The 24,164-nt window shown below is 71.8% G+C and carries 22 protein-coding genes and 1 pseudogene; 14 read left to right on the top strand and 9 right to left on the bottom strand.

Annotation, left to right across the window (positions count from 1 at the left end; all coding sequences use genetic code 11):
* The first annotated feature begins 333 nt into the window (after positions 1-333).
* From IE260_RS20180 to IE260_RS20200, 5 genes are read left to right on the top strand one after another with little or no spacing between them, the layout of a single operon-like run.
* Positions 334-1,413 (top strand): ABC transporter substrate-binding protein, encoded by a 1,080-nt coding sequence (locus IE260_RS20180; protein WP_189873804.1) that lies wholly within the window; start codon positions 334-336, stop codon positions 1,411-1,413.
* Positions 1,410-2,267 (top strand): ABC transporter permease, encoded by an 858-nt coding sequence (locus tag IE260_RS20185; protein ID WP_189873806.1) that lies wholly within the window; start codon positions 1,410-1,412, stop codon positions 2,265-2,267. Before IE260_RS20180 ends, IE260_RS20185 begins: the two co-directional genes overlap by 4 nt.
* Complete coding sequence (locus IE260_RS20190) at positions 2,243-3,001, top strand: ABC transporter ATP-binding protein (RefSeq protein ID WP_189873808.1); 759 nt, start codon at positions 2,243-2,245, stop codon at positions 2,999-3,001. Before IE260_RS20185 ends, IE260_RS20190 begins: the two co-directional genes overlap by 25 nt.
* On the top strand, positions 2,998-4,335 hold the full coding sequence (locus IE260_RS20195) for an LLM class flavin-dependent oxidoreductase (RefSeq protein WP_189873810.1): 1,338 nt from the start codon (positions 2,998-3,000) through the stop codon (positions 4,333-4,335). Before IE260_RS20190 ends, IE260_RS20195 begins: the two co-directional genes overlap by 4 nt.
* Positions 4,332-5,582: a vanadium-dependent haloperoxidase gene (locus IE260_RS20200; RefSeq protein ID WP_189873812.1), complete on the top strand. Its 1,251-nt coding sequence runs from the start codon at positions 4,332-4,334 to the stop codon at positions 5,580-5,582. Before IE260_RS20195 ends, IE260_RS20200 begins: the two co-directional genes overlap by 4 nt.
* Positions 5,583-5,634: 52 nt before the next feature.
* On the opposite strand, the gene IE260_RS20205 is transcribed toward IE260_RS20200, so the two are convergent.
* The 4 genes from IE260_RS20205 to IE260_RS20220 are packed head-to-tail and all read right to left on the bottom strand — an operon-like array spanning position 5,635 to position 10,786.
* Positions 5,635-7,554 carry an amylo-alpha-1,6-glucosidase gene (locus IE260_RS20205; protein WP_189873814.1) on the bottom strand — a complete coding sequence of 640 codons (1,920 nt, stop codon included), beginning with the start codon at positions 7,552-7,554 and terminating at the stop codon, positions 5,635-5,637.
* Positions 7,551-8,918 carry an MGH1-like glycoside hydrolase domain-containing protein gene (locus tag IE260_RS20210; protein ID WP_189873816.1) on the bottom strand — a complete coding sequence of 456 codons (1,368 nt, stop codon included), beginning with the start codon at positions 8,916-8,918 and terminating at the stop codon, positions 7,551-7,553. The genes IE260_RS20205 and IE260_RS20210 overlap by 4 nt, the downstream gene beginning before the upstream one ends.
* The gene (locus tag IE260_RS20215; protein ID WP_189873818.1) at positions 8,915-9,715 is read right to left on the bottom strand and encodes a sugar phosphate isomerase/epimerase family protein; all 801 of its coding nucleotides are present in this window, start codon (positions 9,713-9,715) and stop codon (positions 8,915-8,917) included. The genes IE260_RS20210 and IE260_RS20215 overlap by 4 nt, the downstream gene beginning before the upstream one ends.
* Positions 9,716-9,739: 24 nt before the next feature.
* Complete coding sequence (locus IE260_RS20220; RefSeq protein WP_189874148.1) at positions 9,740-10,786, bottom strand: zinc-dependent alcohol dehydrogenase; 1,047 nt, start codon at positions 10,784-10,786, stop codon at positions 9,740-9,742.
* A gap of 133 nt (positions 10,787-10,919) precedes the next feature.
* Here IE260_RS20220 and IE260_RS20225 point away from each other — a divergent pair, with 133 nt between their 5' ends.
* The 6 genes from IE260_RS20225 (at position 10,920) to IE260_RS20250 (ending at position 17,840) form a co-directional block, all read left to right on the top strand.
* Positions 10,920-12,323, top strand: coding sequence for an ABC transporter substrate-binding protein (locus tag IE260_RS20225; RefSeq protein WP_189873820.1), 1,404 nt, complete (start codon positions 10,920-10,922; stop codon positions 12,321-12,323).
* Positions 12,324-12,354: 31 nt separating this feature from the next.
* Entirely contained in the window at positions 12,355-13,374 is a 1,020-nt protein-coding gene (locus tag IE260_RS20230) for a carbohydrate ABC transporter permease (protein ID WP_189873822.1), read from the top strand.
* Entirely contained in the window at positions 13,374-14,240 is an 867-nt protein-coding gene (locus IE260_RS20235; RefSeq protein WP_189873824.1) for a carbohydrate ABC transporter permease, read from the top strand. Before IE260_RS20230 ends, IE260_RS20235 begins: the two co-directional genes overlap by 1 nt.
* 18 nt (positions 14,241-14,258) lie before the next feature.
* Positions 14,259-15,458, top strand: a complete 1,200-nt coding sequence (locus IE260_RS20240; protein ID WP_189874150.1) for an ROK family transcriptional regulator — start codon at positions 14,259-14,261, stop codon at positions 15,456-15,458.
* A gap of 34 nt (positions 15,459-15,492) precedes the next feature.
* The gene (locus tag IE260_RS20245) at positions 15,493-16,389 is read left to right on the top strand and encodes a Gfo/Idh/MocA family protein (RefSeq protein WP_189873826.1); all 897 of its coding nucleotides are present in this window, start codon (positions 15,493-15,495) and stop codon (positions 16,387-16,389) included.
* Positions 16,390-16,631: 242 nt separating this feature from the next.
* The gene (locus IE260_RS20250; RefSeq protein WP_189873828.1) at positions 16,632-17,840 is read left to right on the top strand and encodes a S8 family peptidase; all 1,209 of its coding nucleotides are present in this window, start codon (positions 16,632-16,634) and stop codon (positions 17,838-17,840) included.
* Positions 17,841-17,949: 109 nt separating this feature from the next.
* Here the strand turns inward: IE260_RS20250 and ykgO are convergent, their stop codons facing one another.
* The 5 genes from ykgO to IE260_RS20275 form a co-directional block, all read right to left on the bottom strand.
* Positions 17,950-18,072, bottom strand: a complete 123-nt coding sequence (gene ykgO, locus IE260_RS20255) for a type B 50S ribosomal protein L36 (RefSeq protein ID WP_189873830.1) — start codon at positions 18,070-18,072, stop codon at positions 17,950-17,952.
* 26 nt (positions 18,073-18,098) lie between these two features.
* Positions 18,099-18,263: a 50S ribosomal protein L33 gene (gene rpmG / locus IE260_RS20260; protein WP_188182870.1), complete on the bottom strand. Its 165-nt coding sequence runs from the start codon at positions 18,261-18,263 to the stop codon at positions 18,099-18,101.
* Positions 18,264-18,361: 98 nt separating this feature from the next.
* A complete protein-coding gene (locus tag IE260_RS20265; protein WP_189873832.1) occupies positions 18,362-19,693 on the bottom strand; it encodes a M20/M25/M40 family metallo-hydrolase in 1,332 nt (443 codons plus the stop codon).
* Positions 19,693-21,090 carry a cytosine permease gene (locus IE260_RS20270; RefSeq protein ID WP_189873834.1) on the bottom strand — a complete coding sequence of 466 codons (1,398 nt, stop codon included), beginning with the start codon at positions 21,088-21,090 and terminating at the stop codon, positions 19,693-19,695. Before IE260_RS20270 ends, IE260_RS20265 begins: the two co-directional genes overlap by 1 nt.
* 2 nt (positions 21,091-21,092) lie before the next feature.
* Positions 21,093-22,046 (bottom strand): DUF1177 domain-containing protein, encoded by a 954-nt coding sequence (locus tag IE260_RS20275; protein WP_189873836.1) that lies wholly within the window; start codon positions 22,044-22,046, stop codon positions 21,093-21,095.
* 149 nt (positions 22,047-22,195) lie between these two features.
* On the opposite strand from IE260_RS20275, the gene IE260_RS20280 reads away from it, so the two are divergent.
* The 3 genes and pseudogenes from IE260_RS20280 to IE260_RS20290 all read left to right on the top strand — a co-directional run.
* On the top strand, positions 22,196-23,029 hold the full coding sequence (locus IE260_RS20280; protein WP_189873838.1) for an IclR family transcriptional regulator: 834 nt from the start codon (positions 22,196-22,198) through the stop codon (positions 23,027-23,029).
* A 34-nt stretch (positions 23,030-23,063) separates the two neighbouring features.
* Entirely contained in the window at positions 23,064-23,789 is a 726-nt protein-coding gene (gene pepE / locus IE260_RS20285; RefSeq protein ID WP_189873840.1) for a dipeptidase PepE, read from the top strand.
* A 57-nt stretch (positions 23,790-23,846) separates the two neighbouring features.
* Positions 23,847-24,110: pseudogene (locus IE260_RS20290) on the top strand (FadR/GntR family transcriptional regulator); the annotation flags it as partial.
* Positions 24,111-24,164: the final 54 nt, after the last annotated feature.

Here is a 24,164-nt window from a genome sequence, read left to right on the forward strand (position 1 = left end):
TGTCGAGCCGAGGCCGCAATTTTTTTCCGCCCGGTTTGCTTTGTTGCGGAAACATGGCGCGGCTACGAAGGTGTCATTGCACTTGCCGTCCGGCCGACTTCCCCGCCTTGACCGGCTATTGACGCGTGGATAGCGTCCACGGCATGCCCGAGACCCGGCAGTTCCGAAAGAGGCGAGCCATCGATCTGATGCGCGTCGCCACCGCGGTGTGTCGCTGAAATCCACCGCTCCACTGCCCGTCCAGCCCCGTTTCCGTGTCGCCTCGTCCGGCACCCTGCCCTTTTCTCCGGGGCGCATTCCCTCTTGGCGAAGTCTCTCACTGTGAAGGCCGTAATGACCTCCCGCACACGCATATCCGGATTCCGGCGTCTGACCTTCCCGGCGGCCGCGTTGACCGCCTCGTTGGTTCTGACCTCCTGTGTGGACCCGGCGCAGTCCACCGCGAGCAGCAAGGACGTCTCCGCCGAGAAGATCCCGGCCACGGTCTCCCGCGACACCACCCTCACCGTCGGCGCACCGGACCTCAAGGTCGCACTCGAACTGTCGGGACAGATCGACAAGCTGCCCTTCAAGGTGAAGTGGGCCAACATCAGCGGCGGCCCTCAGTGCTCGGAGGCTTTCCGGGCCGACGCCCTCGACGTCTGCTCGGCCGCCGAGATCCCGTCGATCAACGCGCACTGGACGGGGCTCGACACGAAACTCGTGGCGGCGAAGTTCCGCAAGGATCCGTTGAAGAACCCGATCTACGAACTCGGCATCGCTCCCGGCGCCGGCATCCGCTCGCCGGCGGACCTGCGCGGAAAGAAGATCGCCTACAGTCCGGGGCAGGCCCAGGGCGCGCTGGTGCTGCGCATCCTGGACAAGGCCGGTCTCACGCAGCAGGATGTCGAACTCGTCGAACTCGCCAGCACCGGAGACGTCTATCCCACGGCACTCGGCAACCGCCAGGTCGACGCCGCCCCGATCGCGGACGTCAATATCAAGCGCTATCTGACGAAGTACGGCAAGGAGGGCGGCACGACCATCAAACACGGCCTCCGGGACGACCCCGCTCACCTGTGGGCACTGACCGAGTCGGTCGGCGACGCCCAGAAATCCGCCGCGATCAGGGAACTCATCAAGTTCTGGGCGAGGGCGCAGATCTGGATCGACAAGCACCCGAAGGAATGGGTGGCGGGCTATTACGTCGAGGACCAGGGACTCAGCCGCGAGGACGGCGAATATCTGGTCCGGCGGGTCGGCCATCCGGACATTCCCGCGGACTGGACCGACGCCATCCGCCGTCAGCAGCAGACCATCGACCTGCTGGCGAAGGAGCAGGACCGCGAACCCTTCGAAGCGGACCTTCTCTTCGACCGCCGCTACGAACCGGTGGCCGCCGCGGCCATCGCCGGCGAAGGGACGTCATCATGAGCACCACCACCCTCGACGAACAGGCGCCGCCGGCGGTCGGCGCCCCGGCGGCCGCGGTCCGCCCGCGCCGCGCCGGCCGCAAGAGGCTCGGTCCCGGCCGGCCCGTGCCGTACGGCTGGGCGATCGGCCCGCTGCTGCTGCTCGCGCTCTGGGCGGCGGGCTCCGGCCTGGGCCTGGTCGACGCGCGCAGCCTGCCCGCGCCGTGGACCATCGCCGGCACCGCCGCGGACCTGATCGACAGCGGCAAGCTGCAGTCGCACCTGGCCACCTCCGGCCAACGCGCCCTGCTCGGACTGCTGTTCGGCGTAGCGGCGGGTCTGCTGCTCGCGCTGGTCTCCGGCCTGAGCCGGCTCGGTGAGGCGGTGATCGACGGTCCCGTGCAGATCAAGCGGGCCATCCCCTCGCTGGCGCTGATACCGCTGCTGATCCTCTGGTTCGGCATCGGCGAGACGATGAAGGTCATCACGATCGCTCTCGGTGTCTTCGTACCGGTGTACATCCACACGCACAACGGGCTGCGCACCATCGACAACCGCTACGCCGAACTCGCCGAGACCGTGCGCCTCGGCCGGCTCGCCTTCGTCCGGCACGTCGTGCTCCCCGGCGCTCTGCCCGGCTTCCTACTCGGCATGCGCTTCGCGGTGACCGCCGCGTGGCTCGCGCTGGTCGTGGTGGAGCAGGTCAACGCCACCAGCGGCATCGGCTACATGATGGAGCTCGCGCGGACGTACGGGCAGACCGACGTGATCATCGTCGGCCTCGTCGTGTACGGCCTGCTCGGCCTCGTCTCCGACGCCCTCGTACGACTCGTGGAGAGGAGGACCCTGACATGGCGACGCACACTGGCGGGCTGACGAAGACCGAGGGGCACGCGACGGTCCGGATCGAGAACCTGGTGCGCTCCTTCGGCGAGCGCCGGGTGCTGGACGGGCTGGACCTGTCCATCGCGCCGGGCGAGTTCGTCGCCCTGCTCGGGCGCAGCGGGTCCGGCAAGAGCACGCTGCTGCGGGCGCTGGCCCGGCTCGACCACGAGGTGGCGGGCGGCGGCGAGCTCACGGCTCCGGACCACGTGTCCGTCGTCTTCCAGGACGCGCGGCTGCTGCCCTGGAAGCGACTGCTGGACAACGTGGTCCTGGGTCTGGACGGCCCCTCGGCGCGGGAGCGCGGCACGGCGGCCCTCGCCGAGGTCGGACTCGCCGGCCGTGAGCGCGCCTGGCCCGTCGAGCTGTCCGGGGGCGAGCAGCAGCGCGTGTCCCTGGCCCGTTCCCTCGTGCGGGAGCCACAACTGCTGCTCGCCGACGAGCCGTTCGGTGCGCTGGACGCGCTCACCCGGATCAGGATGCACGCGCTGTTGCGCCGTCTGTGCGAGCGGCACCGGCCCGCCGTGCTCCTCGTCACCCACGACGTGGACGAGGCCATCGCGCTCGCGGACCGGGTCGTGGTGCTGGACCGGGGCCGGATCGCCGCCGACCTGCCCGTGGACCTCCCGGCTCCGCGCCGGGGCGGCAGCGCCGAGTACGCGGCCCTGCGCGGCCGGCTGCTCGCCAGGCTCGGAGTGGATCTCGTCGAGGAGGACAACGCGGCATGAGCGCCCGGAAGCTGCACCTGAACCTGTTCGTCTACCCGGGCGGTCACCACGAGGCCGCCTGGCGCTACCACGGCACGGATCCCGGCCGGCTCCTGGACATCGGGTTCTACCAGGATCTCGCCCGCAGGGCCGAACGGGCCGCGTTCGACGCCGTGTTCTTCGCGGACGGCCCGTCGCTGGCCGACAACGTGCGCTACGCCAGCCGGTTCCGCCTGGAGCCGTTCACCTGGCTGTCGGCCGTCGCCGCCGCCACCGAGCGCATCGGACTGATCGCCACCGCGTCGACCACCTACACCGAGCCGTACAACCTGGCCCGTCTCTTCGCCTCGCTGGATCATCTCAGCCGGGGACGTGCTGGCTGGAACATCGTGACGACGGGGGCTCCGCAGGCCGCCGCCAACTTCGGCCTCGACGAGCACCCGGTGCACGCCGAACGGTACGACCGGGCCCGGGAGTTCGTGGACGTCGTGACGAAGCTGTGGGACAGCTGGGAGGACGAGGCGCTGGTCGCCGACCAGAAGTCCGGGCTGTTCGCCGACACCGACCGCATCCACGAGATCGACCACGCCGGCCGCCATCTGAAGGTGCGCGGACCTCTGAACCTGCCCCGCTCCCCGCAGGGCCGCCCGGTCTACGTACAGGCCGGGTCCTCCGAGGACGGCCGTGCCTTCGCGGCGGCGTACGCCGAGGCCGTGTTCACGGCGCACCAGACGCTGCGCAGCGGCCAGGAGTTCTACGCCGACGTCAAGGCGCGGGCCGCGGCGCTCGGCCGGGATCCGCACCAGGTGATCGTCCTGCCCGGCATCAGCCCCTTCATCGGCTCGACCGAGGCGGAGGCACGCGCGCTGCACGAGGAGTTCGACGAACTCACCCAGCCCGCGTACTCGCTCCAGCTGCTCCAGCGGCTGCTGGGCCTGGAGCTGAGCGAGGAGGAGCTCGACGGCCCGGTGCCGCGGGCCCTCATCGAGACGCGGGGCGAGCGCGGCAACGGCAGCCGCTTCCAGCTCGTCCTGGACATCATCGACCGCGAACAGCCCACGGTCCGCGGGCTCCTGCACCGCCTCGCGGGCGCCCGCGGCCACCGCGTGGTGGCCGGCACCCCCGAGCAGATCGCCGACGAGATCCAGGAGTGGTTCGAGCACGGAGCGGCCGACGGATTCAACATCATGCCGCCCTGGCTCACCGGTGGGTTCGACCTCTTCGCCGAGCACGTGGTGCCGATCCTGCGGGCGCGCGGCCTGTTCCGCACCGCCTACACCGGCTCCACGCTCCGCGAGCACTACGGGCTGCCGCGTCCCGCCGCCGCCCCCGTCCCGTCGAAGGAGATCGCGTGACCGTGTCCGGACCCCGTCCCTCCCGCCGGGGGTTCGTCGCCCTCGGCGCGGCGGCCCTGCTGTCGGCGTCCGTCGCCGTACCGCGGGCCGTCGCCGCCGACCGCCGCTCGGCGGTGCTCACCTGGTACGACGCCACGGCGGAGGCCATCGCGGCGGCCGGAGCCGCCACGCAGGTCACCAACAGCCGTACCTGGGCGATCGGTTGGCTGGCGGCGGCCCGTGCCGCCCGCGACGTCCCGCGAGGCGTCGACCGTGCCGCCTACCAGGAGGCCGCGCTCGTCTCGGCCGTGCACCACGCGCTGGTGGACCTGGTCCCCGCCCGGGCCGAGCAGCTCGACGCGACGTTCCAACAGAGCATCGACCGCATCCCGGGCGGCGAGGCCCGGGGCCTCGGCGTCGCGGCGGGACGGCGGGAGGCCGCGCACGTCCTCGGCTCGCGCCGGAGCGACGGGCTCGACCCCGCCTCGGTCAACGCCCCGTACCCCGTCCCGGCCCCCCGGCCCGGCATCTGGCAGCCGACACCGCCGGCGTACGCCCCGGCGACCCAGTACGGCAACCGCCTCGCCGTGCCCTTCCTGCTCAGGAGGCCCGACCAGTTCAGACCGGGGCCGCCGCCCGCCCTGGACTCCGACCGCTATGCCGCGGACCTGGCGGAGGTGCGTGCCTACGGCGCCGTGGACAGCAAGGCGCGCAGCCCGCACCAGACGGAGACGGCCGCCTTCTGGCTGGGCTCCTCCCTCACCCTGTACACCGAGCCGCTGCGGGTGGCGCTCTCCCGCTCACCCCATGGGATCGCCGAACAGGCACGGCAGGTCGCCCTGTTCCACGTGGCCCTGGTGGACACGCAGATCGCCACGTCCGACGGCAAGTACGCCTACGAGCGGTGGCGTCCGGTCACGGCGATCCGCACCGGGACCATCGACCCGGACCCGGGCTGGACGCCGCTGCACACCACGCCCGCGCACCCCGACCACCCGAGCGGGCACAACACCTACTCGGGGGCGGCGGAGTCCGTGCTCACGGCGTTCTTCGGTCCGCGCACCGCGCCGTTCGAACTGACCAGTCCCACCGCGCCCGGGGTCACCCGCACGTACACCGACTGGAAGCGGCTGTCGGACGAGAACGTGGAGGCGCGGATCCTCTCCGGCATCCACACCAGGTCGGCCGACGAGGCCGGCATCGCGCTGGGCAGGCGGGTGGCCCGGTTCGCGCTGGAGCACGCCGGGGAGCTGTTCGCCGCCCGGTGAGGGCGCGGGGCGGCTGTGGGGCGCGGGAGCAGCAGTCCCGCGCCCCGGCCGCTCAGATCTGCTGCAGCGCCGTCCGCAGGGCCAGCGGCGTGGCGGCGGCCCAGGCCTGCGGTGAGCACGCGTGCTGGTACGGGACGGGTCCGGCGGTCGCCGCGCGGTCGTACCCGGCGATGACCTCGGGCAGCCGGTGACCGTGGTGGGCCGCCGCCGCGACGAGGCCCTCGGCGACAGTGCGCACCTCGGCGGCGAGACCGTGGCGGGCCAGTCCGAGGGCGATGACGGCGTTGTCGTGCGGCCATGCGCTGCCCCGGTGATAGGACAACGGGTGGTAGGGCCGCTGTCCGGCCGCCAGGGTCCGGATCGCCCAGCCCGAGAAGAAGTCGGGCTCCAGCAGCCTCCGGCCCACCCGGCGGGCGCGGTCCTCGTCGAGGATGCCCGACCACAGCAGGTGTCCGGCGTCCGACGCCAGGGCGTCTACCTGGCGGCCCGCTCCGTCCAGCGCGAGGGCGGGGAAGTCGGCCTCCGGCATCCAGAAGTCCGTGAGGAACCGGTCGCGCAACCGGTCGGCGGTCTCGCGCAGGCGCCGGGCGTACGGCTCGTCCCGCCAGACCGCGTGGGCGAGTTCGGCCGTGCGCACGAGGGCGTCGTAGGCGTAGCCCTGTGCCTCCGACACCGCGACGGGGCCCTGCGCCTGGGTGCCGTCGCGGAAGCAGACGGCGCCCGCGGAGTCCTTCCAGTTCTGGTTGACCAGTCCGCCCGGGTCCGGGGTGTAGACGAGGTAGCCGTGCTCCCCCAGACCGCCGTCGGTGAGCATCCAGTCCACGGCCTGCCGTGCGTGCCGCTCCAGGCGCTTCGCCGGACCGGCGTCGCCGACGGTCTCGTAGTGGGCGTGGAGCAGCACCAGGAACAGGGGCGTGGCGTCGACGGCCCCGTAGTACCGGCCGTACGGGACCTGCCGGAAGTGGGCGAGTTCTCCGTGCCGGGTCTCGTGGACGATGCGGCCCGGCTGCTCACCGCTGAAGGCGTCGTGGCGCTGCCCCTGCGTGGCGGCGAGCGCGCTCAGTACGGCGGCCGCCGTCGCGGGCCGGTACGGGAGCAGGAAGTAGGACGTCAGCAGGGAGTCCCGGCCGAACAGGGTGAGGAACCAGGGGATGCCGGCGGCGGGTATGCGCACCTCCTCGCCGTCCACGCCGGTGACCGGGATGGTCAGCAGGTCGACGTCGGCGAGGCCGCGCTCGCAGGCGCGCGTCAGGTCGTCCGTGCCGTCCACCGCCGTGGGGTCGTGCCTGTGCGGCCGCCGTGCGGCGGGGGCGGTGAGCGGGCGGCCGTGGGGACGGGCGTGGACGGTCAGGCGCAGGTCGGCCTGTCCGTGCGCCGCGAGGTGCAGGCGCCAGGTCAGCGTCCGTGCGGTGCCCCGCGGTTCCGGGGCCGTGGTGCCGGCCGGGTCCGGGGCGGGGCGGCAGGTGACGTCGGTGGCGGCGTGCCAGTCGGATCGCCGGTAGTCGAAGCGCAGTCCGTCGGCCGTGTCGTGGACCTCGTGTTCCGCGCCGGGCTTGGCGTAGTGGCGGTCGTCGGCGCGCAGTTCGAACAGGTCGGCGAAGTCGGCGTCGACGGTGAGGGCGACGCGGGCCGTCACGGGGTCGGGGCGGTTGCTGACCAGGCGCAGGTGTTCGGTGAACGTGCCGGCACCGACGCTCTGCCGACGGAAGACGGTGTAGGCGGGCGGGTCGTCCCGCGTGCCCTCCGGGGTCAGGACGCAGCCGGCCGTGTCGTCCGTCTCCGCCGTGGCCGGCACCAGGGCGAGGGGGCGGCCGCCGTCGACGGTGAGCTGCCAGCGGCTGAGGTGACGGGCGTCGCGGGCGAACAGTCCGTCGGGGGCGGAGCCGCGGGTGCCGCTGATCTCCCCGTCGGCGGCGAGGCGTACGAAGGTGGCGTCGCGCACCAGTTGGACGCGGTGGTCGGCCACGGTCATGGCATGGGTTCCTTCGGGTCGGCGCACAGCAGGTCGAGCGTGAGCGCGGCGGTCCAGGAGAACTGCCGGGTCCCGCGGGCCGCGCCTGTGCAGGGGTCGACGTACTCGGCGAACCCGGAACGTCCTGCCGCCGTGAGGAAGCCGTCCTTCAGACGTTCGGCGCTCTCCTGGAGGCCGTGGGTGCGCAGTCCGCGCTGGATCAGCCAGGCGGTGTTGAACCAGGCCGGGCCGCGCCAGTACCGCGTGGGGTCGAAGGCGTGGCCGGTCAGGTCGTAGCTGGGGACCAGTCGGGTGGCCGGGGCGTCGAAGTGCGGGCCGTCGAGCGCCGTGTGCAGACGCCGGACGACGTCCTGGGGCAGGTGCGGGACGACGAGCGGGATCAGCCCCGAGACGCTGCGCTCGTCGACCAGGGTGTCGGTGTGCAGGTCGCGCGCGCGGAACAGGCCCGTGTCCTCGTCCCACAGCCGGGCGACCATCCGCCGGGTGAGCCGCGCTGCCCGTGCGGTGTGCGGTTCGCCGGTCGCGCCCAGTTCCCGGGCGATGGCGGCCAGGGCCAGCTCGCTGACGACCAGCAGGGCGTTGAAGCAGGGGTCTTCGAGGGCGAACCGGTGCGCGAGGCCGCGGTCGTCGTAGCCCGCTGCGCGGTAGTCGGTCGCCAGCCTCACGTAGCGGCCGTAGTCCAGGTCGGTGGGCCGGTCGGCGGGGTGGCCGTGGGTGAGGTCGGCGCGCCGGAAGGCGTGGGGCGGCGCCGGTTCGACGCGCTCCAGGGCGCTGTCCCAGCAGGGGCTGTTGTCCATGCCCGGTTCCCACGGGTGGACGACGGCGGCCAGTCCCCCGCCGCCGAGGTCGCGGCGGGTGAGGAGGTAGTCGTGCCAGGCCGCGAGCCGTGGCCGGACCCGGGCGAGGAATCCGCGGCGCCGGGACTCCTCGGGATCGGCCCGGTGCACGAGCCAGGCGGCCAGGGCGTGCACCGGGGGCTGGACGATGCCGGAGGTCTCGGGAGCCGAGGGTGCGCCCGCCGTCCGGCCGGCCCGCGAGGACTGCCAGAAGTCGGGGCTCGGGAAGTAGGCGTCGTGCGGCAGGGCGGGGTTGAAGACGATGTGGGGCACACGCCCGTCGGCCCACTGACCCGCCAGCAGGGACTCCAGCTCCCGCTGGGCGCGGCGCACGGAGAGGTGGCGCAGGCCGATGGCGACGAAGGCGGAGTCCCAGCTCCACTGGTGGGGGTACAGGGTGCGGGAGGGGACGGTGGAGGCGCCGGTCCAGTTGTCGATGAGGACCCGCGCCGCACCGCGCCGCAGTGTCAGGTGGTCTGCGGGCGCGGTGGGCGCGGGCCGGACCGGAAGGTCGACGAGTGATTTCACGCGCCGGACCTCTTGAGGAAGCCGGGAACGGAGCGGACGGCCTCGACGGGGTCGCCGGTCAGGCGGCACTCCAGGGCCAGGTGGCCGTCGTAGCCGATGGTGTGCAGGGCGCCGAGCCAGGCGGGCCAGTCGAGGTGTCCGGCGCCGGGCTGGAAGCGGTTGGAGTCCGAGACCTGGGCGTGGCCGATGACGTCGGCGTGGGCGAGGATCGCGGCGGCGGGGTCGGTCTCCTCGATGTTCATGTGGTAGCTGTCGATGCCGATCCGGATCGAGTCCAGGCCGGTCGCGCGGATCAGGTCGGCGGCCTGGTCGAGCCGGTTGACCATGTGGTCCTCGTAGCGGTTGAGCGGCTCCAGGAAGAGCGTGACGCCCTCCTTGCGGGCGTGCTCGCCCAGTTCGGTGAGCCCGGCGAGGAGCACCTCGCGGTCCTCCTCCTCGGTGCGCGGGGGTTCGAAGGGCGGCAGCCGGCGGGAGAACATGCCGTACGAGGCGGGGGTCTGGGCGCCCACTCCGCCGATCTCGGCGATGACGGTGAGCTGGGACTTCATCTGGGCGACGGCGTCGCGCCGCAGGTCCTCGTCGAAGGCGCCGAGGAAGTGCAGCATGTCGACGCAGACGGTCGGCATGACGACGCCGTCCTTGGCGGCCTGCTTGAGTTCGTCGAGGCGGGAGGCGAAGTGGAGGTCGCCCTTGCCGCGCAGTTCGATGGCGTCGTAGCCGGACTGCTGGGCGAAGTCCCACTTGGCCTGGAGGGTGTCTCCGGGCAGGAGTTGTTCCTGGACGGCGGTCTTGAGCATGGGGGTGGGGACCTTTCGGGACTGTCAGAATTCCAGGACGACCTGCAGCGCCTCGGCGGGGCGCTCGTCCAGCAGTACGTAGGCGTCGGCGGCGTCGGCGGCCGGGATCACGTGGCTCACGAGCGAGGCGACGTCCACCTGGCCCTCGGCGACCAGGCGCAGGAAGGTCTGCTGGAGGCGCTCGACGGACCAGCGGTTCGACAGCTGCGGGGGGACGCCGCCGATCTGGGAACAGATCAGCTGGACGCGGTTGTGGTGGAACTCGTCGCCGAGGCGCAGGCCGATGCCGTCGCCCTGGTAGAAGCCGGAGGCGACCACCCGGCCGCCGGCGGCGACCGAGCGCAGGGCCTCGTGCAGGGCCGGGTAGGCGCCGCTGATCTCGATGGCGAGGTCGGCGCCGAGGCCGGCGGTGGCCTCGCGGATCCGTTCGGCGACGGCGTCGGTGCGGGCGTTGAGGGTGTGCTGGGCGCCGTAGCGCTTGGCGGTCTCCAGGCGGCCGTCGAGGGCGTCGACGGCGGTGACGCGGGCGCCGCTGAGCTGGGCGAGGCGGGTGGTGAGCAGGCCGATGACGCCCTGCCCGAAGACGGCGACGTCCTCGCCGAGGTGGATGTCGCCGGCCAGGACGGCGTTGTACGCGATGGCGCCGACCCGGGCGAAGGCACCGGCCAGGGGCTCCAGGCCCGTCGGCAGGGTGTGGCCGATCATGCGCTCGGCGGGGACGACGCCCTCGCTGCGGTGGCCCCAGATGCCCCACACCAGGTCGCCGACGGCCGGCAGGTCCGGGGTGCCGGACAGCTCCGGGGAGACCTCGACGACCTCGCCGACCTCCGAGTAGCCCCAGCCGGCCACCGGGTACTCGATGCCGGGCGCGCCCTCGCGGAACAGCCGCGCCTCGGGGTCCCAGGTGCGCGTCAGGTACGGGTTGGTGCCGCGGTAGGCGGTGAGCTCGGTGCCGGCCGAGATGCCGGAGTACCGGGTGCGGACTCGCAGATGGCCGGGCGGCAGTTCGGCTCGGACGTGTTCGGCGACCTCGACCTGGCGGGGGCCGGTGAACTGGACGACGCGTTCCACGGATGACACGGAGGGCTCCGGAGGGTTGCTGATGCGGTTGCGTCGACAATATCTGCAACTTATGTCTTGTCAACACGCAAAACTGGTGCTGTGATGCGTGGCTAGTAGACGTAAGCCGGAACGAGGACACGCAATGCGCACCAGGACCCTGCGGTCGAGGATGACCGCGGTCGGCGTCACGGCAGCCCTGGGGACGGGGCTGCTGTCGGGCTGTGCCGGCAGCACCGGACCCGGCACACCGGACCGTGAGATCACGGTCTGGTCCCAGGAGAACCTCCCTGACCGCGTCGCCGCGACGCGGAAGGTGATCGACGGATTCGAGAAGAAGACCGGCATCAAGGTCCATCTCGTCGGGGTCGACGAGGGCCAGATGCCTCAGCTGATCATGTCGGCGGCGGCCTCGGGCACGCTGCCCGACGTGATCGGCGCGGCGCCGATGGGCCAGGTCTGGCAGATGTACACCAACGGCCTGCTGAACACCGACATCCCCGAGCGGATCGTGGGCGAACTCGGGCGCGACACCTTCAACGCCAACGCACTGGAGCTGACCTCCGACGGCGCCACCAGCCTCGGCGTGCCGTCCGACGCCTGGCTCCAGCTGCTGGTCTACCGCAAGGACCGGTTCGAGCAGAAGGAGCTCGCGGCCCCCGACACCTACGGAAAGGCACTGGCCGCGGCCAAGGCCCTGACCACCGAGGGTCACGACGGCGTCTCGGCGGCCACCGATCCCGGCGACGTCTTCACCTCCCAGAGCTTCGAGAGCGTGGCGCTCGCCAACGACTGCCAACTCGTCGACGACCGGAGCGAGGTCGCCCTCGACTCCCCGCAGTGCGAGAGCGCGTTCCGCACCTACGACCAGCTGGCCCGCGTCTACGGCGCCGCGGGAACCCAGACCGTGGACTCCACCCGCGCGACCTACTTCGCGGGCCGGTCTTCCATGATCATCTGGTCCTCGTTCCTGCTGGACGAACTGGCCGGCCTGCGTGAGGACGCCCTGCCGAGCTGCCCCGAGTGCAAGAAGGACCCGCGGTACCTGTCGGACAACAGCGGCATCGTGACCGCGATGAAGGGCCCCGACGGCAAGGAGGCGGCCCAGTTCGGCGAGATCACCTCATGGGTGACCACCAAGACGGCCGAGACGGCGGCGTCCCGCGAGTTCATCGAGTACATGATGGGCACCGGCTACGAGTCCTGGTTCGGCATGGCACCCGAGGGCAAGATCCCCGTCCGTACCGGCACCGCCGCCGACCCCGGCCGCTATCTCGACGCCTGGCGGCACAGCGACATCGGTGTCGACACCCGTAAGCCCCTCGACGAGGTCTTCCCCCCGAGCCTGCTGAACCAGCTCGCCGACGGCGTCAGCAACATGCGGCGCTGGGGGATCACCCAGGGCGAGGGAGCCCTCGTCGGCGCCACCAACGGCGAACTGCCCGTCCCGAAGGCCATCGGCGCCATGACCAGCGGCCAGAGTTCGCCGTCCGAGGCGGCACGCGAAGCCGACGACGAGGTCGCCGCCCTGAAGAAGTCCCTGCAGTAGCCGCCCGCCTGCACGTCACGAAGGTCCCCTCATGACTACAGCCCCAGCCGGCGCACCCGAGCGCCCGGATTCCAGCCCCCGGCCGACGGACCGGCCCGCCCCCTCGGGCCGACGCCCGCTGAGCGCCGCCCGGCGCGCGAACCGCGCGGGACTCGCGTTCGTCTCCCCCACCTTCCTCGTCGTCCTCGTGGTGGTCGTGCTGCCCATCGCGTGGACCGTGCTGCTGGCGTTCCAGGACGCCAAGCTGGTCGACATCCAGGGCATGGGCCTGTTCGGCAACTGGTCCCTGGACAACTTCTCCCAGGTCTTCGACTCGGCCGGCTTCTGGTCCAGCCTCGGCACCACCCTGCTCTACACTGCCGGGTCCACGCTCGGCTCCGTCGTCCTCGGCCTGATCGCCGCGCTCGCGCTGCGCAAGCCGTTCCGGGGCCGCGGACTGCTGCGCGCGGCGATGCTGCTGCCGTACGTCGCGCCCGTCGTCGCCGTGGCCTTCGTCTGGGAGGTCGCGCTCAGCCCGCAGTACGGCGTCGTCAACGACTGGGGCCGTCGCCTGTTCGGCTGGGACGACCCGATCGCGTTCCTGTCCACCCGCGAGTACGAAGTGCACCTGCTCGGGCTGCACTTCGACATCCCGCTAGCCCTGCTGACCGTCATCGCCTTCGAGTGCTGGCGCTACTTCCCCTTCGCCTTCCTGTTCATCCTCGCCCGGCTGCAGGCGGTGCCCGACGGTCTGGAGGAGGCCGCGCTCGTCGACGGTGCCACTCCCACCCAGCGGTTCCGGCACATCCTGCTCCCCCAGCTGATGCCGGTCATCGCGCTGCTGTGCGTCCTGCGGTTCATCATGACCTTCAACAAGTTCGACGACGTCTACCTGCTCACCGGAGGCGGCGCGGGCACCGACGTCGCGGCCGTGCGCGTCTACGACTTCCTCACCGCCCGCTACGACGTGGGGGCCGCCGCCGCCCAGGCCCTCGTCCTGGCCGTCTCGCTCATGATCCTGCTGGGCTTCTACTTCAAGTTCTTCGGCAACAAGGTCCAGGAGGATTCGTGATGACCCGCGCCCAGTTCGAGGAGAGGTTCTTCGGCGTCCTGCGCTGGGTCGTCATCGCGTTCCTCGCGGTGATCACCCTGCTGCCCTTCTACTACATGGTGCTGCTGTCGCTGAAGCCCATCGACGCACTGCTGCTCGACCCGGGATCCCTGTGGCTCTCGGCCAAGGACTTCACCGTCTCCACCTACCGCGACGTGCTGCGCTCCGCCGACTCCGGCGGGCAGGGCTTCCTGAAGTTCCTGCTCAACTCCGCGCTGGTGTCGCTCGGCACGGTGGTGCTGACCCTGGTGGCCGCCGTGCCCGGCGCGTACGCCGTGAGCCGGCTGAAGTTCTTCGGCCACCGCCAGGTCAGCGCGCTCTTCCTGGCCGTCTACCTGTTCCCGGCGACGCTGCTGGCCGTCCCGCTGTTCGTCGTCTTCGCGAAGATGGGACTGTCCTCCAGCCTGGTCGGCCTCGCCGTCGTCTACGTCGCCCAGACCGTGCCGGTGTCGATCTACATGCTGAAGAACTACCTGGTGACCATCCCGTACTCCATCGAGGAGGCGGCGATGCTCGACGGGTGCTCCCGGCTGCAGACGGTCCGCAAGGTGATCCTGCCGCTCGCGCTGCCGTCCCTGATGGCGACGGGTCTCTACGTCTTCATGATCGCGTGGAACGAGTTCCTCTTCGCCCTGCTGTTCCTCGCGGCCGATCCCGACAAGTGGACCGTCTCGCTCGGCCTGGCCCAGCTCTCCAACGGCATCGAGGTGCCGAAGACCGTCCTGATGGCCGGGTCCGTGGTGCTGACGATCCCCGTGGTACTTCTGTTCTTCGCCGCCGAACGCCTCCTCACCGAGGGCCTGACCAGCGGCGCCGACAAGAGCTGAGCCTTGGGGGCCTCCATGATGACGTCAAGCCAGGTAAGCGCGGGAGAACTGCTGCAGCTGATCCGCAGCGGCCGCGCCAACACCCGGGCCGACCTCCAGCGTGTCACCGGGCTGTCCCGCTCCACCGTCGGGCAACGCCTCGACCTGCTCAACCGGGCGGGATGGCTGCGCCACACCACCGGCACCTCCACCGGCGGCCGGCCCTCCGACCGGATCGTCTTCGACCCCACGCACGCCTCGGTCATCGCCCTCGACCTCGAGACCCGGCACGCCCGTGCCGCGGTCGTCGACCTCGCGGGAACCATCCTGGCCGAGCACACCGGTCCCATGGACATCAGCGAAGGCCCCGAGCACGTGCTGGACCACCTTGCAGGCTGGTTCCCGGACCTGATCGCGGCCGCCGGTGTACCGCCGGCCCATGTCTGCGGCATCGGGCTGTCGGTGCCCGGTCCCGTCGACTGGGAGTCGGGCCGGGTGATCGAGCCGCCCATCATGCCCGGCTGGGACCGCCACCCGATCCGCGAACGCCTGCAGAAGGCGTACGCGCACCAGATGGACACCGGCCTCGAGGACGAGGCCGTTCCGGTCCTGGTGGACAACGACGCCAACCTCATGGCGCTGGCCGAGCACCAGGCCAACCACCGTGACTGCTCCGCCTTCCTCCTGCTGAAGGTCTCCACCGGCATCGGCGCGGGCGTCGTCATCGACGGCAACCTCTTCCGCGGCGTCGACGGCGGGGCCGGCGACATCGGGCACATCCGCCTGCACGACCGGACCGACGCGCTGTGCATGTGCGGCTCCCAGGGCTGCCTGGCCGCCGTCGCCAGCGGACGGGCGATCGCCAAGGAGCTGGCCGCCCTCGGCCACGACACGGCCTCCGGACGGGACGTCAAACGGCTGCTCAACGAGGGGCAGCCGGACGCCATCCGTCTGGCCCGGGAGGCCGGACGCCGCGTGGGCGAGGTGCTGGTGACCGTCGTCACCCTGCTCAACCCCGGCGTCCTGATGATCGCCGGCGAACTCTCGGGAGTCCCCTTCCTGACCGGCGTGCGGGAACTGCTCTACCAGCGCGCCATGCCGCGTGCCACCGCCAACCTCCAGGTCGTCACCTCGCGGCTGGGCGACCACTCCGGGCTCATCGGAGCCGCGGCCGTGGTCGTGGAGTCCCTCTACTCCCCCGCCCGCGCCGACGCCCGGCTCGACCGCCTCGCACGGTGACCGCCGTGCCGCTCGCCCCACAGACAGGAACACCGTGACCACTGCTCCCCCCGCCCCGTGGCCCCACCGGCCCGTCGAGGTCGGACTCGTGGGCGCCGGCCCCTGGGCCCGGGCCATGCACGCCCGCATCCTGGCCGCCGGGCCCGAGACCCGGCTCGCCGCGGTCTGGGCCCGCCGCCCGGAGGCGGCGCGGCAGACAGCCGCTCCCCACGCCGCCCACGTCGCCGCCGGCTTCGAGGAACTGCTGGACCGCTGCGAGGCCGTGGCCTTCGCCGTTCCCCCTGCCGTCCAGGCCGAGTTGGCGCCGCTGGCGGCGAAGAGGGGCAAGGCCGTGCTGCTGGAGAAGCCCCTCGGTCCCGACCTGCCCGCGGCCCGCCGGGTGGCCGACGCGATCGCCGAGGCGGGAGTCGTCTCCCAGCTCGTCCTCACCAAGCGCTACCACCCCACCACCCGAGCCTTCCTGGAGGAGGCGCGCACGCTCGACGTCCGCGGAGCCCGCGCCTGCTACCTCCACGGCGCCTTCCTCCAGGGCGAGTTCGCCACCGGCTGGCGCCTCGAGCACGGCGCCCTGCTCGACCTCGGTCCCCATCTGCTCGACCTGCTGGACGCGGCGATCGGCCCCATCACCGGCATCCGCGGCACGGGCGACGCGCGCCGCTGGTTCGAGCTGACCTGCGAGCACGACAACGGAGCGGTGAGCCAGGCGTCCCTGTCCGGCTCGGTCGCCGTGCCGCACACTCTCACCCGCGTCGAGTTGTTCGGCCCCGAGCTTCCCCTGGTCTTCGACACGGCCGGCATCGACCACGAGGAGTGCTGGCCCGTCCTGCGCCGCGAATTCGCCACCGCCGTCCGCACCGGCACTCCGAGCCCGCTCGACGCCGGGCGTGGGCTGTATCTGCAGGGCCTGCTGGAGCGGGCTGCGGCCGGCTGAGCCGCCCACGGGGGACGCCGCGCCGCATGCGCTCCTCGACCAACCGGCTCATGATTTCGTGCTCATGACAGGTTTGTTGACAAGTCCTCAACTCCCTTGTCCCGCAGTCACCGACGGCCGAGTCTTGATCACGGCCAGGAGCGGAACGCAACGCTCCCGGTCGTGGGGGGGATCACGCGCACACCCCCCACAGACGCGCGCCCCACCCGGGCGCGCGTCGCCCAGAGGAGGACTCCCTCGTCATGGCACGACTGCGGAGCAAGAGAATCCGGTTCGCCGCGCTGGCCGGCGTGGCAACCGCCGCCCTCGCCGGCGGCCTCACCACCGTTCCCGCCCAGGCCGCTCCCGCGGAGGGCGCCGTCCTCGCCGCCGGTTCGCCGACGGCGGTCAAGGACAGCTACATCGTCACGCTGAAGAAGAGCACCGGCCTCAAGGCGTCCTCGGCCGCCGGCAAGGACGTCGTCGAGGAGTACGGCGGCACGGTGAAGAAGACGTTCCGGAGCGCCCTGAACGGTTACGCCGTCACCCTCTCCGCCACCGAGGCCAGGCGGCTCGCCGCCGACCCGGCCGTGGCCTCGGTCGAACAGGACCAGCGCGTCCGGCTCGCCGACACGACGCAGTCCAACGCGCCTTGGGGCCTGGACCGCATCGACCAGACGTCGCTGCCGCTCTCCGGCACCTACACCTACCCGGACAGTGCCGGCAGCGGCGTGACGGCGTACGTCATCGACACCGGCGTGCGCATCACCCACCAGCAGATCAGCGGTCGTGCCTCCTACGGCTACGACGCCGTCGACGGTGACACCACCGCCTCCGACGGCAACGGCCACGGCACCCACGTGGCCACCACGATCGCGGGCACGACCTACGGCGCCGCCAAGAAGGCGAAGGTCGTGGCGGTCCGGGTGCTGGACAACAACGGCTCGGGCACCACCGCCGGCGTCATCGCGGGCATCGACTGGGTCACCGCCAACCACTCGGGCCCCTCGGTCGCCAACCTGTCGCTCGGCGGCGGAGCGTCCACCACCCTGGACAACGCCGTGCGCACCTCCATAGCCAGCGGGGTCACCTACGCCGTCGCGGCGGGCAACAGCGGTGCCAACGCCTCCTCGTACTCGCCCGCCCGGGTCACCGAGGCCATCACGGTCGGCGCCACCACCAGCACGGACGCGAAGGCCGGTTACTCCAACTACGGCTCGGTGCTCGACATCTTCGCGCCCGGCTCCTCCATCACGGCCGGCTGGCACACCGGTGACACCGCCACCAACACCATCTCCGGTACGTCGATGGCGACCCCGCACGTCGCGGGCGCGGCCGCGGTCTACCTGGCGAACCAAACCTCGGCCACCCCGGCGCAGGTCGCCACCGCCCTGGTGAACGGCGCGACGACGGGCAAGGTCACCAGCCCCGGCACAGGCTCGCCGAACCGTCTGCTGAAGATCGTTCCGTGACGTGACACCGGGCAGGCCGCCGGCCTGACACCACCGTGCCCCGGGGCACGTACGCACAGGGCCCGGCCCCGCTGCTCGCGGGGCCGGGCCCGAGGGACCGTGGTGCTGCTCAGCCCTGGCGGGCCTTGTAACGCGGGTCCTTCTTGTTGATCACGTAGGTCACGCCCCGGCGGCGCACCACCTGTGCGCCGGGCCTGGCCTTCAGTGAGCGCAGGGAATTGCGAACCTTCATGAGATCTCCTCGCTCCGGCCTGCCGTTCAGCGTTCCTCGCGGAAGGGGACGTGCTGCCCGGCCACCGGGTCGTACTTGCGCAGGACGAGCCGGTCGGGGTCGTTGAGCCGGTTCTTGCGCGTCACGTAGGTGACGCCGGTCCCGGCGGTCGACTTCAGCCGGACGACCGGGCGTGCGGTGCTGCGTGCCATGGGTGCTCCTCTCGACCGCCGCGCGGTTGCGGTTCTGACCCGCGCATGTCAGTCGCTCCCCTCAACACCGACCTCCGTCGGCGCATTCCCGGGCCGTTTCAGCAGTCCTGCCACAGCCGGGTCATCACCCGCACGCCGAAGCGCAGCCCCTCCAGCGGGACCCGCTCGTCGACGCCGTGGAAGAGGCGGCCGTAGTCGAGGTCGTGGGGCAGCTTCAGGCCCTTGAACCCGAAGCAGCGGATGTCCAGCTTGGTGAACGCCTTGGCGTCGGTGCCGCCCGGGTTGCAGTACGGCACCGGGTGGCCGTCGGGGTCCTCGGCGCGTACGGCGGCGCACATGGCGTCGACGAGCGGACCGTCGAAGGTCGTCTCCATCGCGATGTCGTGGTTGACCCACTTCCGGGACACCGAGGGCAGGAGCAGCGCGTCGATCGTGTCGATCAGCTCCTGTTCGTGGCCGGGCAGGAAGCGGCCGTCGACACGGGCCGTCGCCTTCCCCGGGATGACGTTGGTCTGGTAGCCGGCCGAGAACATGGTGGGGTTGGCCGAGTTGCGCAGCACGACCTGCATGAAGTCGGTCACCGGGCCCAGCTTGGCCAGCTCGGTGTCCAGGTCCTCGGCGTCGAAGTCGACGTCGACGCCCTTGAGGCGGGCGGCCTCGGCGAGCAGGGCGCGCACGGGTTCGATCAGGCGCACCGGGAAGGTGTGGCGGCCGATGCGGGTGAGGGACTCGGCGAGGTCGGTGACGGCGTTCTCGTCGTTCGGGGAGGAGCCGTGCCCGGCCCGGCCGGTGGCCGTCAGCTCCATCCAGGCCATACCGCGCTGGGCGTTCTCGATCGGGTACAGGCGCTGAGTGTCGTCCAGGGCGTAGCTGAAGCCGCCGCCCTCGCCGATCGCCTCGGTGACCCCGGCGAACAGCTCGGGCCGGTGCTCGACCAGCCAGTGGGCGCCGAACCTGCCGCCCGCCTCCTCGTCGGCGAGGAAGGCGAGGACGATCTCGCGGGCGGGCCGGGTGCCGGTGCGGGCGAAGTGCCGGGCGGTGGCCAGCATGACGGCCACCGTGTCCTTCATGTCGATGGCGCCCCGCCCCCACAGGTAGCCGTCGCGGATCTCGCCGGAGAACGGCGGCACCTGCCAGTCGGCGGGGTCCGCGGGAACGACGTCGAGGTGGCCGTGCACGAGCAGGGCGCCGCGCGCCGGGTCGGTGCCGGGGATGCGGGCGATGACGCTGGCGCGGCCCGGGGCGCTCTCCACCAGCTCGGAGGCGATGCCCACCTCGGCGAGGCGGGCCACGACCCAGTCGGCGCACGGGCGCTCGTCGCTGGTGGGGTTGGAGGTGTCGAAGCGGATCAGCTCCGCGCACAGGTCGACGACCTCGCGCTGCGCCTCCTGGGAGGCGGGGACGAAGGTGCCGGGGGAGGTGGTGCTCATCATGCTCCTACGGGCGCCGTGCCGGGGGCGGCCTGGGACGGGGCGGTGTCGTCGGCGTCGTCGAGGGTCGTGGTGCCGTACGTCCTGATCCAGCCGGCGAGGCCGAGGACGCTGTAGAGGACGAACGCGGTCAGCAGGGAGTTCAGGGCGGGGATGCCGCCGTCGTAGAACTTGCCGACGCAGAACGCGACCGCCCAGATGACCAGGGACATCGGCACCCAGGTCGGCGAGACGGCGGGCAGGGTCCCGGCCTCGCGGGTGGCGTCCAGGGGCGCGCGCATGCGGCGCACCACCCAGTACTCGGCGACGATGATGCCGCCCACCGGCGGGATGGCGACGCCCAGCACGGACAGGAAGTCGGTGAAGTGGGTCATGATGCCGACGGCGGACAGGACGGTGCCGGCGACGCCGAGAGCGATCGTGACCGCGCCGCGGTGCAGTCGCTTGCCGAAGACGACCTGGAAGAAGTTGACGACGCCGAGCGAGGAGCCGTACAGGTTCCAGTCGTTGATCTTCGCGGTGGACATCAGGACGACGAGCACACCGAAGACACCGGAGGTGGACAGCACGATCTGGGAGACCTGGCCGCTGCCGACCATGTGGCCGAGCAGCACGCCGGTCAGGCCGACGATGTACTCGGAGAGGATCATCGACGAGGCGCTCTGCAGGAAGACGTGGCTGCCCTTGCGGTTGTAGCGGGTCATCTCCGGGGAGACGATCGCGCCGGTCATGTAGCCGCCCGCGATGGCGGTGGCGGCCACGGAGAGCGGGATGGCCTGGCCGGGCGCCGGGGAGTGGATCAGCTCGGACAGCGAGTGCTCGCTCAGCGCGTCGGTGACCGACCAGGCGACCATCGCGAAGAACAGCGGGGTGACGATCTTCGCGAACACGGCCATGTACCGGAAGCCGAAGATGACCAGCACGGTGATGGCCACACCGGCGACCGCGCACCACAGCCAGGACGGACCGCCGACGAGCGAGGAGACGCTGTCGCCGAAGATCGTGTTCTGGACGCCGAACCAGCCGACGAGGCTGATGGAGATGACCAGGCTGACCAGGGCGGAGCCGTTGCGGCCGAACCCGACCCAGCGGGTCAGCAGCGGCGTCGCGAGGCCCTCGCGCATGCCGGCCAGGCCGATCGCGAAGATCACGACCTCCAGGATCACCGCGCCGAGGGTGAAGGCCAGGAACGCGTCCCCGAAGGACATGCCGACGCCGATCGTGGCCCCGAGGGTGAACTGCGAGATCGAGCCCGACTGGGCCAGCCACTGCAGCAGCATCGTCCAGAAGCCGAGCCGCTTCTCGCGCGGGACGCGGGACAGCGCGTAGTCGTCGCTGCCCACCGCTCCGGCGCCGCCCGCCTCCGTTGCGGCGTCGGTTTTCTTGTGCGCGGCCATGATCACGACTCCCTGGTGGTGCGGCCGAAGGTCTGCAGGTGTGCCAGCGAGCCGTAGCGGGTCACGAGCGAGTCGAACTCCTGGTCGTCGTGGAAGTCGAGGCGTCCGCCGCCGTAGGCCTTCGCGGTCTCGACGGCGAACCGGGCCGCGGCCGCGATGTCGGTCTCGTGGCTCGCGCCCGTCTGGCAGCCGGGCACCGCCGCCGCGGAGGTGATCGCCAGGCCGACGACCGGAGCGGCCGTCGCCGTGGCCGGCTGCAGGATCGAATTGATGTGATGTACACCGTTACCGTACGGGGTGATGTCCTGGGTGGTCACCGGGTACGTGACCAACGGCTCACCGGTCACCACGGCCAGCAGCTCCCCGAGCTGGTCGCTCACCTTGAGCACCCAGCCCTCCTTCACGGTGGGCGACAGGGCGAGGCCCTTGTGGTTGATGATCCGGTTGCCCTTGGTGGTGTCGATGGAGAGCACCGCCTCCATCTCACCGGTGACCTCGTGCCGGTTCATGGTCGCGATGTCGACCGGCGAGTCCATGAACGGCACCGGGTCGTGCGGTGCGGTCGGGGCGTTCGGGCAGACGTGCGTCGCGACGATCACGTCGCCGTCGATCACGTCCCCGCGGCGGCGCATGTCGAGCAGCTTGGCGGCGGTGGCCAGCGCGGCGACCGCGCCGTCGGCGTCGGAGACCAGGCCGGTCATCTCCGGGCGCGCTCCGACGCCGCCCAGCCGCCCCACCACGCCGAGGGTGCGGGCCGAGCCGCCGCGGGTACGGCCGTTGCGGCCCGGGACCCGGACGAGCACGAAGTCCGTCGAGCCGCGCTCACCGGTGACGGTGGTGACCTCGGCGCCGGACCCCTCGGGCCCCGCGACGGAGTCGAGGTGGGCCGCGACGCGCTTGCCGTCGACGTCGGGATCGTCCAGCAGATCCACGATGTCCAGGACGTACTTCAACATGGGGCAGTTCTCCTGATCCGCACCTGGGGCGGTGCTGACAGCAAGTTCAGGATCCGTTAACGTTCTCCGCAACTGTTTCCCGTTATTTGCAATCCAGGTCTGAATGGCGAGATGCGCGGGACAGTGGCGAACGAGTGAGAGGAGCTGCCGTGACCGGACAGCCCGTGCAGCCCGCCGACCGGAAGACCCCGGCCGGTGCGTTGCAGACCGTCGACCGCGCTCTGCTGGTGCTGCTGGCGTTCGAGCGCACCCGGCCCGACTGGGGCGTGACGGAGATCGCCGGCGAGTTCGGCTGGGACACCTCGGTCGCCCAGCGCCTCCTCTCCACCCTCGCGGGACGCGGCTTCCTGGTCTCCGACCCCGCCACCCGCCGCTACCGCATCGGCCCGGCCGCACTGCGCCTGGGCCGCCTGTGGGAACGCTCGGGCTCCCTGGAACTGCTCGCGGAACCGGTGCTGCAGGAGCTGCGTGCGGCGACCGGCGACACCGTGCTGTTCTGCCTGCCCGACAGCTTCCACATGCGCTGTGTGGCGGCCGTCGAGGGCGAGGAGGGGCCGCTGCGCTACTACCCGCTGGTCGGCGAGCTGTACCCGGCCCACGCCGGCGCGACCAGCAAGTCGTACTACGCCTTCCTGCCGGACGACCAGCGCCACCGGCTCTTCCACGGCCGTCCCATGGCGCGCTTCACCGAGCGCACGGTCACCGACCCCGAGCAGCTGGAGCGCGAGTTCCGGCAGGTGCGCGCGCAGGGCTGGGCCTGGACGGTCGGCGAGTACGACGCCGGCATCGGCACGGTCGCCGTGCCGGTGTTCCTCGGCTCGGAGCCGTACGGCAGCCTCAGCCTCGGCGCCGCCAAGGAGCGCTTCCCCGACGGGCCCGAGGACCGGCTCGACGCGCTGCGCCGCGCCGCCCGGCTGCTGGAGCAGCGTCTGACGCATCCGCCCCAGCACCACCGTCGTCCGCGCTCCCCCCGCACGACCTGACGCACCGATCCACCCCGCTGATGAGGACCACCCCGTGAAACTGCTGCTCCTGTCCAACTCCACCCAGTACGGCCGCGGCTACCTGGAACACGCCCTCGACACCGTCACCGGCTTCCTGCCCGCCCGGGCGCGGCTCGCCTTCGTGCCGTACGCGCTCGCCGACCACGACGCCTACACCGCCAAGGTGCGCGACGCGCTCGCCGGGGCCGGCATCGACGTCCGGGGTGTGCACGAGGGCGGCGACCCGCTCGCGCGGCTCGGCGAGGCGGACGCCGTGTTCGTCGGCGGCGGCAACTCCTTCCGGCTGCTCGGCGCGCTGTACCGGACGGGACTGCGGGAGGCGCTGATCAAGGCGGTCGGGGACGGTCTGCCCTACATGGGCGCCAGCGCGGGCACCAACATGGCGGCACCCTCGCTGCGGACGACCAACGACATGCCGATCGTCGAGCCCCCGTCCTTCGAGGCGCTCGGGCTGGTCCCGTTCCAGATCAACCCGCACTACCTCGACCCGGACCCGGACTCCACGCACAAGGGCGAGACCCGCGAGGAGCGGCTGACGGAGTTCCTGGAGGAGAACGACGTGCCCGTGCTCGGCCTGCGCGAGGGCTCCTGGCTGCGGGTCGAGGGCGACCGCGCCGTCGTCGGGGGCGAACGGGACGCCCGGCTGTTCCGCCGCGGGTCGGCTCCGCGGGAGATCGCGGTGGGCTCGGACGTGTCCGAACTGCTGCGGGTCTCCCCGGAGTTCGACACGCGAGCGTAGAAGCGGCGACGCCGGAGGCACGTGCCGTGCCTCCGGCGTCACGCGGGCCGGCAGGTTGACATCGCCTTCCACCTGGAGACGGCCGGCATCGCCCGCAACAGCGTCCTCAGCGACATCCTGCACAGCATCCGTGCGCTGCTGCAGGTGTGGATGGAACGCGTCAGCGACATCGAGGACACGGTCAGCGGCACCCTGTGCGAGCACGACGCGGTGCTCCGGGCCATCCGCGCCCGCGACCCGGAGGCCGCGGACCGGGCGATGGCGGAACACATGCGCATGGCCAGCGCGCGACTGCGCGCCTCGGTGGACGGCGAGGGCTGAGCCCTCGCCCGCCGGGCCCCTCAGGCACGCGACGGCACCGCAGTGCGTTTCACC

Origin of the sequence: Streptomyces viridiviolaceus (genome assembly GCF_014650995.1) — a bacterium.
GTDB lineage: Bacteria > Actinomycetota > Actinomycetes > Streptomycetales > Streptomycetaceae > Streptomyces > Streptomyces viridiviolaceus.

Excerpts from the sequence above, each read along its gene's own strand:
- IE260_RS20180 (WP_189873804.1), top strand. The coding sequence starts at position 334 with ATGACCTCCCGCACACGCATATCCGGATTCCGGCGTCTGACCTTCCCG.
- IE260_RS20185 (WP_189873806.1), top strand. The coding sequence starts at position 1,410 with ATGAGCACCACCACCCTCGACGAACAGGCGCCGCCGGCGGTCGGCGCC.
- IE260_RS20190 (WP_189873808.1), top strand. The coding sequence starts at position 2,243 with ATGGCGACGCACACTGGCGGGCTGACGAAGACCGAGGGGCACGCGACG.
- IE260_RS20195 (WP_189873810.1), top strand. The coding sequence starts at position 2,998 with ATGAGCGCCCGGAAGCTGCACCTGAACCTGTTCGTCTACCCGGGCGGT.
- IE260_RS20205 (WP_189873814.1), bottom strand. The coding sequence starts at position 7,554 with ATGACCGTGGCCGACCACCGCGTCCAACTGGTGCGCGACGCCACCTTC.
- IE260_RS20215 (WP_189873818.1), bottom strand. The coding sequence starts at position 9,715 with ATGCTCAAGACCGCCGTCCAGGAACAACTCCTGCCCGGAGACACCCTC.
- IE260_RS20225 (WP_189873820.1), top strand. The coding sequence starts at position 10,920 with ATGCGCACCAGGACCCTGCGGTCGAGGATGACCGCGGTCGGCGTCACG.
- IE260_RS20230 (WP_189873822.1), top strand. The coding sequence starts at position 12,355 with ATGACTACAGCCCCAGCCGGCGCACCCGAGCGCCCGGATTCCAGCCCC.
- IE260_RS20235 (WP_189873824.1), top strand. The coding sequence starts at position 13,374 with ATGACCCGCGCCCAGTTCGAGGAGAGGTTCTTCGGCGTCCTGCGCTGG.
- IE260_RS20240 (WP_189874150.1), top strand. The coding sequence starts at position 14,259 with ATGACGTCAAGCCAGGTAAGCGCGGGAGAACTGCTGCAGCTGATCCGC.
- IE260_RS20250 (WP_189873828.1), top strand. The coding sequence starts at position 16,632 with ATGGCACGACTGCGGAGCAAGAGAATCCGGTTCGCCGCGCTGGCCGGC.
- ykgO (WP_189873830.1), bottom strand. The coding sequence starts at position 18,072 with ATGAAGGTTCGCAATTCCCTGCGCTCACTGAAGGCCAGGCCCGGCGCA.
- rpmG (WP_188182870.1), bottom strand. The coding sequence starts at position 18,263 with ATGGCACGCAGCACCGCACGCCCGGTCGTCCGGCTGAAGTCGACCGCC.
- IE260_RS20265 (WP_189873832.1), bottom strand. The coding sequence starts at position 19,693 with ATGAGCACCACCTCCCCCGGCACCTTCGTCCCCGCCTCCCAGGAGGCG.
- IE260_RS20270 (WP_189873834.1), bottom strand. The coding sequence starts at position 21,090 with ATGGCCGCGCACAAGAAAACCGACGCCGCAACGGAGGCGGGCGGCGCC.
- IE260_RS20275 (WP_189873836.1), bottom strand. The coding sequence starts at position 22,046 with ATGTTGAAGTACGTCCTGGACATCGTGGATCTGCTGGACGATCCCGAC.